Genomic DNA, 15,348 nt, shown 5'->3' on the forward strand with positions numbered 1-15,348 from the left:
AACGATTATAATCTATAAATTTTAATTTAAAGCTTAAAAAATCATAAAATTTTTAATTTTTGTTACCAATCGTTTACTGATTTTAACCAAAAAAGTATATTTTTGATAATTTTAACCTCAAAAACAGCATTTTTGGAAAAGGGAATAAAAAGAAAAAGGGGCTGTTGCTTTGCCCCTTAAAAGGAGTTCTAGTTTTGATTGCTGTTGAAATTATATAAGTAAGCAGTAAATCAACGGTAATTAAAAAGAAATTTTTTCCTCTTTTGGCACTTCGATATTTGTTTTTACATTTTTTCTTTTAATAATCACTTCATTTTGTGGCTTTTTTATACCATTATATAAGCCACTAGAGCCGCCCTCTTTTATAAGAAGCATATCTATAAGTTTATCTGCATAAAAGGTCGCATAGACTAAGTCGCCTTTATCATAATAGTATCTATTTGCACAAAAATTTGCTTTATTGAGTTTGTGGTTTTTTGTATCGCTCGCCACTATTTCATAGCAGTATTTTGAATCTTTATATGTAACCTCTTTTATAAAACCTTTGATCGAGCTTTTTACTGGTGTATTTTGCATGACCTGTCTTGGCTGTTTTCGCACTGGTGGGTTATCCTCAAAAAATGAACAACCAAAAAACATGATAGCAGTTGCCAGTGGAAGTAAAATTTTAGCTTTCATCTCTTCTCCTTAGTGTAAAACGGCGAAGTATAACTTTTAAGATTAAATAAATTTTGCGGGAAATTAAAGGCTCGTATCTAAATTTATATGATCGTGTATATAAATTTATCTTAGGCGAGCCTGCCTAAGATAGTTAAGCTGAAACATTTAAAACGTTACCACCAAGCTCGGCGATCTTTTTATCAAGTGTCTCAAGGGTCTTTTCAATAGTCTTTTGTGAAATTTCAGGAAGCTCGCCTCCCCAAATTTTCTTCGCATCCTCAAAACCCTTTGCCACGCCATCTCTACCGGCTTTTAGTTTTTCCACGTCATCACCTGCACCATTTAACACAAAGCTAGCTATCCTATCAGCCGTATTTGCGATACCAAAAAATCCATTCTCACTAATAAGATCATTTGCCTCGTCACTAGTTAGCTCGTTTAAAGATTTACCATTATAGCCGATACTTGCAAGATCAAGTCCTGATAAAATTTCTGATAAATTTTTAGGCACATTAAAGCTTAAGCCACCTTGAGCTAATAAATTTGAACTACTACTTTGAGCGATCTCTTTTTGATACTGCAAAAAGTAGCTATTTGAAATATCTTTGGCTGTTAAATTTGTAATTTCAGACTCTTTTTTAGAGATATTCTTTTCATCTTTATGAAGCGAAATTTCTGATTTTACATTTTCTTTTATACTTGAACTATTATATGAGTTTGCGATTTGAGAAATTTTCATTTTGGCTCCTTAAAATTTTATAGAATCAATATCGCCAAAAAATAGAATTTATTTAGATAAAGCGGGAAAACTCCCGCTAGTAGTTATTTGCTAAGTGTTGCGTTTAGCATCCAGATCGCTTTTTCAAATTTTGCGATTTGATCTTGTGCATACATTTGAGTTGTTGTATCACCTTCTGCAAGCTCGTCAAGCTTTTTAAACTCGCCCAAGAGGTGTTTATAATCAGCCAAGACAATCTCTAAAACCTCAGTTGGAGTGTAAATTTCTTTTGGCTCGTGTTTGATATGAGTAACTTTTGCTAGCTCCTCAGCCTTGACGATAGGTCTGCCACCAAGCATAAGAGCTCTCTCAGCTGCATCGTCAAATATCTCACTCATATCTTCGTAAGCTTTTTCTGTGTATTCATGAACGCTAAAAAATTGAATACCTTTTACATTCCAGTGAAGATCGTGAAATTTAATATAAAGTGCATTTGCATCAGCCTGAATAACATTTAATTGTAAAATAACTTTTGACATTTTGTCTCCTTCTTTATTGTAAATATGATGAAATTATATATAGCTAGAGTTAATCGGTGGTTAATCAAATAATAAATTTTATTATTTGATATAAAATTTGACTACAAAATAAAATTATCTTGTAGTCAAATGTAGAATCATAAATTTTTCTATTTTTTATATGGTGTAGTTTTGTAGCCTTGCTCGATCAAACTACTCATACCTCCATCCAAATTTATTATCTTAAGATCTGAGCTATCTATCGATGTAGCTGCTGCCGTACTTCTTCTGCCGCTTCTGCAAACAAGAGCAATAGGTTTTTTGATATCAACTGCCTTTGAAAGCTCCTCCAAAAATGTACTCTTATCGTTTGGATTAAAAGTTATAGTCTTTGCACCTGCGATAACGCCAGTCTCTTGCCACTCAGATGGAGTTCTTATATCGATAATCTGATCATATTTTTTGATCTCATCTGGGCTTATATTAACGGTTTTAACATCAGCTGACAACATACAACAAACAGCTCCTAAAAGTAAAATTTTTTTCATCTACTCTCCTTAAATAAATTTTTGAAATATTAGCACGGATTATTAAATATATAAAAATTTTTGTTGATAAAATTTATTAGTTTAGATAAAAATTAATAATATAACGTGTTGATAAAAAAAGCTAAACCCACTACGAATGCATATATAGATAAACCGACTAGATTGATAAAAAATATAGCTGCTTACCATTACACATTTTTATAAAAATTTTTCTTTGATTTTAGTGATCATATTTTTAAAAGTCTATTCTTTGTTTTTTATTTTACTCTATTTGCCGATCTTCATAAGAATATTTTTTATAAATTGCTATATCTTAATTGTATGTTTTGGTATATACCTGTTTGAGTATTTTGTATTTTATAAAGATGATTATATGATGGTGTCCCCAACAGGGTTCGAACCTGTGGCCTTAGAATTAGGAATTCTACGCTCTATCCAGCTGAGCTATGAGGACAATTCATATATTTTGTAGATAGATTTTATCAGAATAAATAATTTTTGAAGGACAGATTACTCTGCCCTTCCTTGGTTAATTAGCCATTTCTTTTTTTAATGATCTCATCACTTACGTTTTTAGGAACTTCTTCGTAGTGATCGAATTCCATTGAATAAGTTGCACGGCCTTGAGTCATTGAGCGAAGATCTGTTGAATAGCCAAACATTTGAGCTAATGGACAATAAGCTGCAATGATCTTCACACCATTTCTATCATCCATTGAATTTACTTGGCCACGGCGTTTATTAAGGTCGCCTATAACATCACCCATATACTCTTCTGGAGTTTCTACTTCAACCTTCATCATAGGCTCAAGAATAACAGCACCTGCTTTTCTAGCACCTTCCTTAAAGCCCATTGAAGCAGCAAGTTTAAATGCCATTTCAGACGAGTCAACTTCATGGTAGCTACCATCAAATAGTGTAACTTTAACATCTTCGACTGGATAACCAGCAAGAACACCACTTTGAAGTGCCTCTTTACAACCTTTTTCAACAGCTGGAATATATTCTTTTGGAACAACACCACCTTTGATATCATTAACAAACTCAAATCCACTAGCAGCTGGGAGCGGCTCAATACGTAAAAATACGTGACCATATTGACCACGACCGCCTGATTGTTTAGCATACTTATATTCCTGCTCAACTGTCTTACGAATAGTTTCGCGATAAGCAACTTGTGGTTGACCAACTTCAGCATCAACTTTAAATTCACGAAGCATACGATCAACAATGATCTCAAGGTGAAGCTCACCCATACCACTAATAATAGTTTGACCGCTCTCTTCGTCTGTGCTAACTCTAAAACTTGGATCTTCTTGAGCTAGTTTTTGAAGCGCTATTGCCATTTTTTCCTGGTCTGCTTTTGTTTTTGGCTCAACCGCAACACTAATAACTGGCTCTGGAAAGTCCATTCTTTCAAGAATAACTTTATCTTTTTCACTAGCTAGAGTATCACCTGTTAGAGTATTTTTTAGACCAACAACAGCGCCGATCTCACCAGCGAAAAGCTCAGTAATCTCTTCACGTTTATTTGAGTGCATTTTTAGCAAGCGACCGATTCTCTCTTTACTATCTTGAACAGTATTATAAGCATAGCTACCACTTTCCAAGCTTCCTCTATAAACACGAATAAATGTTAGCTGTCCAACAAATGGGTCAGTCATAATCTTAAATGCAAGAGCTGCAAATTCCCCATTATCAGTGCTTTCAACAGTTACTTCAGTACCATCTTCATATACGCCTTTAATAGCTTCAATTTCATCTGGAGCTGGCAAGTAATCAACAACAGCATCAAGTAGAGGTTGAATACCCTTGTTTTTAAACGCGGTTCCACAAAGCATAGGCGTGATAGTCATTCTCAAGCACCCTGCTTTTATGCCTTTTTTAATCTCTTCTTCACTTAGCTCTTCACCAGCAAAAAATTTCTCCATCAAGCTATCATCTGTCTCTGAAACTGCTTCGATTAGTTTTGCACGGTATTCCTCTGCTTTTTCTTTAACTTCAGCTGGAATTTCTTCTTCAACATAGTCAGTTGGCTTTTTCTCATCATTCCAAACGTAAGCTTTCATTCTTACAAGGTCAACCACACCTCTAAAGTTATCCTCAGCACCTATAGGAATTTGAATAGGAATTGGGTTTGCTTTTAGTCTTTCCCTGATCTGCTCTTCAACTCTAAAGAAATTTGCACCAATTCTGTCCATTTTATTAACAAAAACAATTCTTGGTACGTGATATTTATTTGCTTGTCTCCAAACGGTTTCTGATTGTGGTTGAACACCACCAACAGAACAAAATACTGAAACAGCACCGTCAAGGACACGCATAGAACGCTCAACTTCGATAGTAAAGTCAACGTGTCCCGGAGTGTCAATTAGGTTTATTTGATAACCCTTCCAAAATGCCGTAGTTGCAGCCGAAGTAATAGTAATACCACGCTCTTTTTCTTGTTCCATCCAGTCCATGGTAGCAGCACCATCATGAACCTCACCTATTTTATGGCTCATACCAGTAAAGAATAAAATTCTCTCACTAGTAGTTGTCTTTCCAGCATCAATGTGAGCCGCAATACCGATATTTCTTACCTTATGTAAAGGCGTTTTTCTCTCTGCCATATTAATTCTTTCTTACCAGCGGTAGTGAGCAAATGCTTTATTAGCCTCTGCCATCTTGTAAGTATCTTCCTTCTTCTTGAAAGATGCACCTTTTGAGTTTGCCGCATCTAAGAGCTCATTCGCTAGTTTATCTATCATAGTTCTTTCGCTTCTCTTTCTAGCGTAAGTTATAAGCCAGCGAATAGCAAGAGCTTGTTGGCGAGCTGGGCGAACCTCAACTGGTACTTGATAAGTAGCACCACCAACACGGCGTGATTTAACTTCTAAAATAGGTTTTACATTTTCAATAGCATCGTTAAAAACGTCAATGCCTTTAACCTCAGCATTTTTCTTTTCTATGGCTTTAATAGCACCATACATTATCTCAGTAGCGACGCTTTTTTTGCCATCATACATAAGAGAATTAATAAATTTAGTGATTATTTTATTTCCGTAAATCGGATCAGGTAAGACTTCCCTTACAGGGGCTTTTCTTCTTCTCATTTTGATCTTTCCTTCAAATTTTTATGAAATTTTACTCAAACGTTTGCAAATTTTAGCAACGTCTGCGAACCTAAATTTTTACTTTTTTGTTGCAGCTGCAGCGCCAGCTTTAGGGCGTTTCGCACCATATTTAGAACGAGAAACTGTTCTTTTTGCAACACCAGCAGTATCAAGTGCACCACGAACGATGTGATATTTAACACCTGGTAAGTCTTTAACCCTACCGCCGCGAACTAAAACGATACTGTGTTCTTGTAGGTTGTGACCTTCACCACCGATATAGCTGATGACTTCAAAACCGCTTGTTAGCCTGACTTTGGCAACTTTCCTCAAAGCTGAGTTTGGTTTTTTAGGAGTTGTAGTATAAACCCTAGTGCAAACTCCTCTTCTTTGAGGGCACTCTTTTAACGCTGGAGATTTTGACTTAACAGTCACTTTCTTGCGTTCTTTTCTGACCAATTGATTTATGGTTGGCACAATAATTCCTTTCAACTAAATTTATTAAAAAGACCTAATTTTATTTAAAATAAACTTAAATAACGGTTAATAAGTTAGACTTACTCATCTAATTCTTGATTTTATAAATTCTTGATTTTATAAAACTCTGCTGTCTTTATTTTGTATTAGTCTTGTTTGATAGCATATTTGCCACTACCTATCAAAAGAATACAAAGTGAAATAGCAATATAAAGATAGATAAGTTCCGATTTAAAGCCATTAACCTCATTTAATGCAAATAAATTTGCAAATCCATAGTACGAGTATAAAATAGTAATACTAGTACCTAAAACTAGGATAGCGCCTACTCTTGAATAAAAACCAATAATTAACATGATGGGTGCTAAGAGCTCTCCAAGGTAAGAAAAATATGCCAAAAATCCAGGTAATCCAGCATTTACTAATATACCTTTTACTCCACTAAGTCCATGTAAAATTTTACCAAAACCATGCATAAAAAGGCAGATACCGAGTCCTAAACGTATAAATAAAAGTCCAAGATCAACGTTTTTCATAAATTCTCCATAATGTGATTTAAAGACAATGATTTTATTAGGTGATAGTTAATAGCTTGTAAATTTTTAATTGATTTAATTTTATAAAGAGGTTAAGCCCCAAAATAGGGGCTTAAAGGACTAGTTTTCTTTGATTTTTACTTTTTTATCTTTATAAAAACCTGTTCCAACTGGGATCATACGTCCGAGGATAACGTTCTCTTTTAGATCTTCAAGATAGTCAAATTTAGCAGCAATCGATGCTTCTGTTAAGACCTTAGTTGTCTCTTGGAACGATGCAGCAGAGATTACACTATCACTTCCGATAGCTGCTCTTGTAACGCCTAATAAGATCGGCTCAGCAATAGCTGGCTCACCGCCCATGTTCATGATGCGCTCGTTCTCTTCTTTAAATTTATTTCTTGAAACCATATCGCCAACAATGAAATTTGTATTTCCGCTATCAACGATTTTCACTTGGCGAAGCATTTGAGAGACGATGATCTCGATGTGCTTATCAGCGATCGCAACACCTTGGCGACGATAAACTTGCTGAATTTCACTGATCAAATAGTAGTGAAGTGCCTTTTCACCAAGAATTCTTAAGATATCATGGCTTGAGATTAGTCCGTCTGTTAGTTTCTCGCCAGCATGGACAAATTCGCCGTCTCTTACTTGGATCTGACGGCTCTTCTCGATCAAATACTCAGCTGTCGTGCCATCTTCTGCTTGGATAATTATGCGCTCTTTTGAGCGAAGTGGCTTGTCAAATCTAACCACACCATCAATCTCTGCAACGATAGCTGTATTTTTAGGGCGTCTTGCTTCAAATAGCTCACTAACTCTTGGAAGACCGCCGGTAATATCTTTTGACTTAGCAACAGCTTTTGGGGTCTTGGCCAAAATATCAGCCTGAGCTACTTCATCACCACTTGAGACAAAGATCGCAGTTTTTGGATCAAGCGGATACTTAATTAAATTTCCTTTTTTAGTAGCGATAATAATCGCAGGTTTTACACCGCTTGGCAAATACTCATTGATAACAAGACGTCTTTGTCCAGTCGCCTCATCTGCTTGCTCAGTCGCACTATATCCTGGCTCAATATCCTCAAAGCTAACCACACCAGCTTCTTCAGCAATAGTTGGAGTTGAGTATGGGTCCCACTCAGCAATAATCAACTTGTCATCTTTTTCAGGCAATGAGACTACTGTCGCTCTCTCAACTGCATCATTATCAGAAACTTGAATGATAGAATTCCTTGGGATATAATGGCGAACCGCCTCACGTCCATCTTTATCAGAAACAACTACAAAGAAACCTTTTTCAGTTACTTTGTGACCTTTTTTGATATCTTTAACCCTATCAAGATAATCACCTTTTAATATGAAAAATTTAACCACACCATTTGCGTCAGCTAAAATTTTACGAGTTACCGGATCTCCGTCTGAAATTTTAAGTTCACTAGCGTATGGGATACGATTTGGGATATTCCAACCCTCTTTTATGATCTCAACGATACTTTCATTCTCTTTTACTTTATCACCACTTACATAAGGTATATACATCTTTCCTTCGATCTTTCCGCTAACACCAGCTAATTCATTTGGCTTAGCAAGATCATTTCTTCTAATTGTATATTTAACCTCTTCTTTTTTACCTTTTATCACGATATTTACATCTTCGTGGGCATATTCGATCTCTATTTTGCCGTCAATCGTTGATTTAATCTTTGGCTCAACAAGTAGCACAGCTGCGCTTCTTCTATTTGCAACGATCTTCTTATCGCCGTTATCATAAGTATTAAGGTTATAATATCTGATGAATCCCTCTTTTTGGGCGATTACTTGACGATCTTGTTGCTCAGTAGAAGCCGTACCACCGATGTGGAATGTTCTTAGTGTTAGCTGCGTACCTGGCTCACCGATAGATTGGGCTGAAATGATACCAACTGCTTCACCTGGTTTTACAAGTTTACCCTCACCCAAATTTAAGCCGTAGCATTTTGCACAAACGCCTTTTGGTGCTTTGCACGTGATAGGTGTTCTAATGCTTACTGATTTTATACCAGCTTCAGTTATAGCTCTAGCTTTTTCTTCATCAAGTAGCGTGCCTTCGCTAAATAAAATTTCATTTGTTATAGGATCGATCACATCATCTGCTAAAACACGGCCCAATACTCTCTCTTCAAGGCTTTCTATTAGCTCGCCGCTCTCAGTAATATCTGTGATTTCAACGCCCTCGTGCGTACCGCAGTCATGCATTGTTACTTTAACGTTTTGAGCAACATCGATTAGTTTTCTTGTTAAATAACCGGCGTTAGCGGTTTTTAGCGCTGTATCTGCAAGACCTTTTCTAGCTCCGTGGGTAGAGTTGAAGTACTCCATTATGTTTAGACCTTCACGGAAGTTTGAAATAATAGGCGTTTCGATGATCGAACCATCAGGTTTTGCCATAAGACCACGCATACCAGCTAGCTGGCGAATTTGTGCTGCACTACCTCTTGCGCCTGAGTCTGCCATCATATAAATCGAGTTAAATCCGCCCTTATCATTTTGGATAAGCTTCATCATCTCGCTTGCAACGCTGTTGTTTGTATCTGTCCAGATATCAATGATCTTGTTATATCTCTCACTATCTGTTAAAAGACCAGCACCGTATTGCTTTTGAATTTCACGAACTTTTTTCTTAGCTTCGTCAATATATTTTTGCTTGCTATCAGGCACGATGATATCAGCAATAGAGATAGAAATTCCCGCTTTTGTAGCATATCTAAAGCCTAAATTTTTAAGCTTATCAAGGAAGTCGGCCGTTACTTCAAGACCACCATTTCTATAAACATAATCAACCAAATTTGCGATATCTTTTTTCTTCATGATCTTATTCCACATATTTTCAGGAACAAAATCAGGAAGTATAGCTCTTAAGATCAAGCGACCAGCAGTTGTAAAGATGATCTTATTATCAACCATAGTCTTGATTTTAGCATGAAGACCAAGAGTATTAGCCTCTTCAGCAATCATTACTTCATCAACGCTTGAGAAAATTTTATTTGCGCCTTTTTCGTCATTTCTCTCTAGGCTTAAATAATAAATTCCTAAAACCATATCTTGTGAAGGGACTGTGATAGCCTTACCACTTGCAGGAAGCAAGATGTTCATTGAGCTAAGCATTAAAATTTTACACTCAGCGATAGCTTCTTGAGATAGTGGTACGTGAACAGCCATTTGGTCGCCGTCGAAGTCAGCGTTGAACGCCGCACAAACTAGTGGGTGAAGCTGGATCGCCTTGCCCTCAACAAGCACTGGGTGAAACGCCTGGATAGAAAGCTTGTGAAGTGTCGGAGCACGGTTTAGCATAACTGGATAGTCTTTAACAACCTCTTCTAGACACTCCCAAACCTCATTTGTCTTATCTTCTATCATCTTTTTAGCTTGTTTAACAGTTGTTGCATAGCCCTTTTCTTCAAGGCGAGCAAGCAAATGTGGCTTAAATAGCTCTAGAGCCATCTTCTTTGGAAGACCGCACTGATCCATCTTTAGCTTTGGACCAACAACAATAACAGAACGTCCAGAGAAGTCAACACGCTTACCTAGCAAATTCTGGCGGAAACGGCCTTGCTTACCTTTGATGATCTCGCTTAGTGATTTTAGCGGGCGCTTATTTGCACCTTTTACTGCATTTGCTCTGCGGCCATTGTCAAATAGCGCATCAACAGCCTCTTGAAGCATTCTCTTTTCGTTTCTGATAATGATCTCAGGTGCATCAAGCTCAAGTAGACGTTTTAGACGGCTATTTCTGTTTATTACACGGCGATATAGGTCATTTACGTCTGAAACAGCAAATTTACCACCATCAAGGCTGACTAGCGGTCTGAGATCAGGTGGAAGAACTGGTAAATTTGTTATCATCATCCACTCTGGGCGATTGCCTGAATTTAAAAAGCTCTCGATAACTTTTAGGCGTTTTACGATAGTCTTTTTCTTAGCCTCAGAATTTGTAGACTCCATCTCTTCTTTTAGTTGATTTAAAATTTCCATCAAATCAAGCTCGGCTAGCATATCATAGATGACCTCGCCACCCATTCTAGCCGTAAAACCAGTCTCTTCATATCTTGAAGCTAGGCTTTGATATTGTTCTTCATTTAAAACGTCGTATTTTTCAACTTTCTTAGAATTTTCATTGTCGTAATAAGCCTCACCAGCATTATCAACAATGTATGCCTCATAGTAAAGTACGCGCTCAAGGTCTTTCATCTTAATACCAAGAAGTGCACCAATACGGCTTGGTAAGAAATTTACATACCAGATGTGAGCCACTGGAGTTACAAGCTCAATGTGACCCATGCGAGAGCGGCGTACTTTAGATGTCGTTACTTCAACGCCGCACTTTTCACACTTGATGCCTTTATAACGCATCTTTTTATATTTGCCGCAAAGGCACTCGTAGTCACGGATCGGTCCAAAAATTTTGGCACAAAACAAGCCGTCACGCTCAGGTTTTAGTGTGCGGTAGTTGATAGTTTCTGGCTTTTTAACCTCACCATAACTCCAAGATTTTATCTTCTCAGGACTTGCTAAACGAAGTTGAAAAGCTTCAAAATCACGAGGTCTATGCTCTTCTTTTATCTCAACTGGTTTTAAATTAGTTAGTTTCATTTGTCTCATCCTCATCATATACTTCTACATCAAGAGCTAGTGATTTTAGCTCGTTTGTTAGAACAAAGAACGTCTCAGGGATACCAGTCTCAGGAACGTTTTCACCTCTTGTTAAAGCTTTGTAAGCAGAAAGTCTTCCCTCAACATCATCTGATTTTACAGTTAGCATCTCTCTTAGTGTATGAGCGGCACCATAAGCCTCAAGTGCCCAAACCTCCATCTCACCAAATCTTTGACCACCAAATAACGCCTTACCACCGACAGGTTGCTGTGTAACAAGGCTATATGGTCCAGTGCTTCTTGCGTGAACTTTTTCATCAACCAAGTGGTGAAGTTTTAGCATATACATACAACCAACATTAACGCGTTCTCTTATCTTTGAGCCTGTGCGTCCATCGTATAGCTCAGTTTTGCCGTCACTATCTATCTTTGCCATCTCAAATAGTTTTGCAAATTCATCAGCCTTAACGCCTTCAAAAATTGGAGTTGCAAATCTTACGCCATTACTCCAATCTTTTGCATATTCAAGAAGCTTCTCATCGCTCATCTTACCAAGAGCTTTTTTAGCATCCATTAGCTTAGCAACACCTGCTATCTCTATCATCTTAGCTCTTAGCTCTTTTATCCACTCGCCTTTTTTAGTTTCAAAAATTTCATTTATCTGCTCGCCTAAGCGGTAGCCAACAAGACCAAGGTGGCTCTCTAAAATTTGACCAATGTTCATACGGCTTGGAACGCCAAGTGGGTTTAGCACGATATCAACGATCTGACCGCTTGGAAGATACGGCATATCGACTTCTCTTACTATATTTGAAACGATACCTTTGTTACCGTGACGTCCAGCCATTTTATCGCCGACTTTTAGTTTGCGTTTTGTAGCTATGTAAACTTTTACAAGCTTTACAACGCCGCTTGGTAAAATGTCATCTTTTTCTAAAATTTCTATCTTAGCATCGTGCTCTTCTTTGAGCTTTTTCTTCTCATTTTGGAAGTAATTTTTTAGCTCGTCATATTTCTTTTGGATATCTTTTGAAAAGCTTTTAACGATAGCATTTAGAGTAAACCTATTTATATTTTCAAGATCAGCCTTATTGATCTTTGAGCCTTTCTTATACTCTTTTTTATTTACCTCTTGATCACTTGCTAGTGGATTTTTAGAAAGAAGTGCTGTAACTTTTAGCATCTCTTCGCGGTCCAACATAAGTAGTCTATCGTGATGTTCTTTTTCTAAAAGAGTCTTCTCTTCTTCGTAAGCTTTATTTGTTCTGCTATCTTTTTCATATCCTTTTTTGGTGAAAATTTTAACATCAACAACCACGCCCTCCATTGAAGCTGAAGCATAGAGCGATTTATTTACAACGTGACCAGCCTTTTCACCAAAGATCGCACGTAATAGTCTCTCTTCTGGAGTTGGCTTAACCTCGCCTTTTGGAGATACTTTACCAACTAGAATCATGCCAGGTTTGATCTCTGTACCAATTTTTACAATACCACTTTCATCAAGGTGCATGAGCTCCTCTTCTTTGACGTTTGGTATATCTTTTGTTATCTCCTCAACGCCATCTTTTAACTCACGAGCCTCGATCTCTTTTTCATAAATATGAACACTTGTAAAAGCATCTTCACGTATCATTTTTTCGCTAATAACGATCGCATCTTCGTAGTTATAGCCATTCCAAGGCATAAATGCTATTAGTGCGTTTTTACCAATAGCTAGCTCGCCTTTTTCCATACTTGGACCGTCAGCTATGATTTGGCCAGCAACGATTTCATCACCTTTTTTAACTATCGGATGTTGAGAAAAAGTCGTATTTTGGTTTGTTCTTAAATTTTTCTCCAAAGAGTAGTGATCAATATATGGACCAGCTTCGTCTTCGCCTAAAATGAATATATTTTTATTATCAACCTTTTCAACCACACCACTACGTCTTGCTTTTACGCTTTCCCACGCATCTCTTGCGATAACACTCTCCATGCCTGTTCCAACAATAGGAGCAGTTGAGCGAAGTAGTGGCACTGCCTGACGTTGCATGTTTGAGCCCATGAGAGCACGGTTAGCATCATCATGCTCTAGGAATGGAATAAGTGAAGCCGCAACACCAGCTATCATACCAGAACAAAGGTCGATCAAAGTAACATCTTCTCTACGGGCAAGCATCATCTCGCCATCTTTTCTAACCTCAATCAAGTCCTCAACGATGTATCCATTTTCATCAAGTTTAGTTGATGCTGGAGCTATAACATTGCCCTCTTCTTGAGTTGCGGTTAAATAAACTATCTCATCAGTTACTTTGCCATCTATAACTTTTTTGTAAGGAGCTTCAACAAAGCCAAGATCATTCACTTTTGCATAGGTTGAAAGCGTATTGATAAGACCAATATTTTGACCTTCAGGAGTCTCAACCGGACAAATTCTACCGTAGTGGGTTGGGTGAACATCACGCACCTCAAAGCCAGCACGCTCTTTTACTAAGCCACCCTCGCCAAGTGCAGATAGACGGCGCTTGTGAGTAACCTCACTAAGCGGGTTTGTCTGATCCATAAACTGGCTTAACTGTCCGCCTGTGAAAAATTCCATAATCGTAGCAGTAATCATTTTTGGATTAATAAGGTCGTATGGCATAATCTCTTCAGTATTATTGCTTAAGCTTGTAAATTTATCGCGAATTGCCTTTTGCATCTTTACGAAACCAAGGTGAAGTTCGCTAGCAAGTAGCTCACCGATTGACCTTATACGGCGATTACCAAGGTGGTCGCGGTCATCAATGTGACCTTGTCCGTTTTTAACTTTTATAAGATATTTTGCAGTTTTTATGATATCTTCACTTGTTAGCAAAGTAACATACTCTGGCACATCAAGCGAGAGCTTATGATTCATTTTCATACGACCAACTTTTGTTAAATCATATCTCTCAGGGTTAAATAGCATATCATTTACAAAACTCTTTGCGGCCTCTTTTACAACTGGCTCTCCTGGTCTCATAACCTTATAAATTCTAATAGCCGCAAGATCGTTTTCGTCATCCACGCCCTCAGTTTGTTTTAAAACCTTAAGCATATCGTTGTCAGCTATGAAAGAATTTATAATCGCATCATCAACACCAGCAGCAGAGTTATTTATAATCTCAATACTTTCATGTTCAGCTAAAATTTTTGCAAGTTTATTCTCGTCAAGAGCAGATAATGTATCATATAAAATTTCTCCACTCTCTGTATTTATTACAGGATTTGCCAAATATCTACCGATAAGTGCTTCAACTGGGTATTCAACAAATTTTACGCCATCTTCAATTAACTTATCAGCTTTTTTCTTAGTTAGACGTTTGCCTGCTTGGTGAAGAATTTCTCCATCTTCGTTTTTTATATCATATTCAACTCTTCCCAAATAATCTTCAGGATTAAAAAGAGTTAAGAATTTGTTATTTTTAATAATTAAATTTTGTATTGGATAAAACAACTTAATAATGTCTTGTTTTTTATATCCAAGCGCCCTAAATAATATAGTTACTGGCACTTTTCTACGTTTATTTATCCTAACATATAAAATATCTTTTGTGTCATATTCGAAATGTAGCCAAGAGCCACGATCAGGTATTATTTGAGCTGTATAAATTAATTTATTTGCAACAGTCGCACTCTCTTCTTGTTTAAAAATAACACCTGGACTTCTATGGAGTTGATTAACAACAACGCGCTCAACACCATTTATAATAAATGAAATTCTATCAGTCATTAGTGGAATTTCGCGTATAAAAATTTCTTGTTCTTTTATATCTTTAACACCAACTTTATCACCTGTCTTATCATCTTTCTCATGAACGATAAGACGTATTTTCATCTTTAAATTTACAGAGTATGTAAGACCTCTTTCTATACACTCTCTAATTGTATATTTTGGTCTTCCAATTTCTGAGCCAACATATTCTAAAGTCAAACGATTTTGCGGATCATGTATTGGAAAGATTGATTTGAAAACTTTTTCTATACCGCTTTCTGTTTGATTGTTATTTAGATTTAAAAAATTATCAAAGCTCTTTTTTTGTAGTTGTAGTAGGTTCGGAACGTCTATCTCCTTAACGACATTAGAGAAGTCAACCCTAAGACGATTTCCTGAGTATAAGCTATTTAACATTGCATCTACCTCGTGGTAATTTTGAAAGA

At 36.9% G+C, this 15,348-nt stretch carries 10 protein-coding genes and 1 tRNA gene; all 11 read right to left on the bottom strand.

All coding sequences use genetic code 11. The features are described 5' to 3' along the window. Positions 1–240 precede the first annotated feature (240 nt). The 11 genes from A3854_RS00165 to rpoB all read right to left on the bottom strand — a co-directional run bounded on the left by A3854_RS00165 (position 241) and on the right by rpoB (position 15,319). Positions 241–678: a hypothetical protein gene (locus A3854_RS00165; protein WP_084040674.1), complete on the bottom strand. Its 438-nt coding sequence runs from the start codon at positions 676–678 to the stop codon at positions 241–243. A 133-nt stretch (positions 679–811) separates the two neighbouring features. Further along, positions 812–1,399, bottom strand: a complete 588-nt coding sequence (locus tag A3854_RS00170; RefSeq protein WP_084040676.1) for a hydrogenase-4 component G — start codon at positions 1,397–1,399, stop codon at positions 812–814. A gap of 83 nt (positions 1,400–1,482) precedes the next feature. Continuing rightward, entirely contained in the window at positions 1,483–1,917 is a 435-nt protein-coding gene (locus A3854_RS00175; protein ID WP_021090517.1) for a Dps family protein, read from the bottom strand. 149 nt (positions 1,918–2,066) lie between these two features. Next, positions 2,067–2,444, bottom strand: a complete 378-nt coding sequence (locus tag A3854_RS00180; RefSeq protein WP_084040678.1) for a rhodanese-like domain-containing protein — start codon at positions 2,442–2,444, stop codon at positions 2,067–2,069. A gap of 377 nt (positions 2,445–2,821) precedes the next feature. After that, positions 2,822–2,898, bottom strand: a tRNA-Arg gene (locus tag A3854_RS00185). Positions 2,899–2,977: 79 nt separating this feature from the next. After that, on the bottom strand, positions 2,978–5,056 hold the full coding sequence (gene fusA, locus A3854_RS00190; protein WP_084040680.1) for an elongation factor G: 2,079 nt from the start codon (positions 5,054–5,056) through the stop codon (positions 2,978–2,980). Positions 5,057–5,068: 12 nt separating this feature from the next. After that, positions 5,069–5,539, bottom strand: coding sequence for a 30S ribosomal protein S7 (gene rpsG / locus A3854_RS00195; RefSeq protein ID WP_021090980.1), 471 nt, complete (start codon positions 5,537–5,539; stop codon positions 5,069–5,071). A 78-nt stretch (positions 5,540–5,617) separates the two neighbouring features. Continuing rightward, entirely contained in the window at positions 5,618–6,016 is a 399-nt protein-coding gene (rpsL, locus tag A3854_RS00200) for a 30S ribosomal protein S12 (RefSeq protein WP_021090705.1), read from the bottom strand. Between the two features lie 146 nt (positions 6,017–6,162). Further along, positions 6,163–6,552, bottom strand: coding sequence for a DoxX family protein (locus tag A3854_RS00205; RefSeq protein WP_084040682.1), 390 nt, complete (start codon positions 6,550–6,552; stop codon positions 6,163–6,165). Positions 6,553–6,672: 120 nt separating this feature from the next. Next, positions 6,673–11,187, bottom strand: coding sequence for a DNA-directed RNA polymerase subunit beta' (rpoC, locus tag A3854_RS00210; protein WP_021091033.1), 4,515 nt, complete (start codon positions 11,185–11,187; stop codon positions 6,673–6,675). Continuing rightward, entirely contained in the window at positions 11,174–15,319 is a 4,146-nt protein-coding gene (rpoB, locus tag A3854_RS00215; protein ID WP_084040684.1) for a DNA-directed RNA polymerase subunit beta, read from the bottom strand. Before rpoB ends, rpoC begins: the two co-directional genes overlap by 14 nt. Between the last annotated feature and the right edge of the window lie 29 nt (positions 15,320–15,348).

This window comes from Campylobacter concisus (assembly GCF_002092845.1).
GTDB classification, from domain to species: Bacteria; Campylobacterota; Campylobacteria; order Campylobacterales; family Campylobacteraceae; genus Campylobacter_A; species Campylobacter_A concisus_AQ.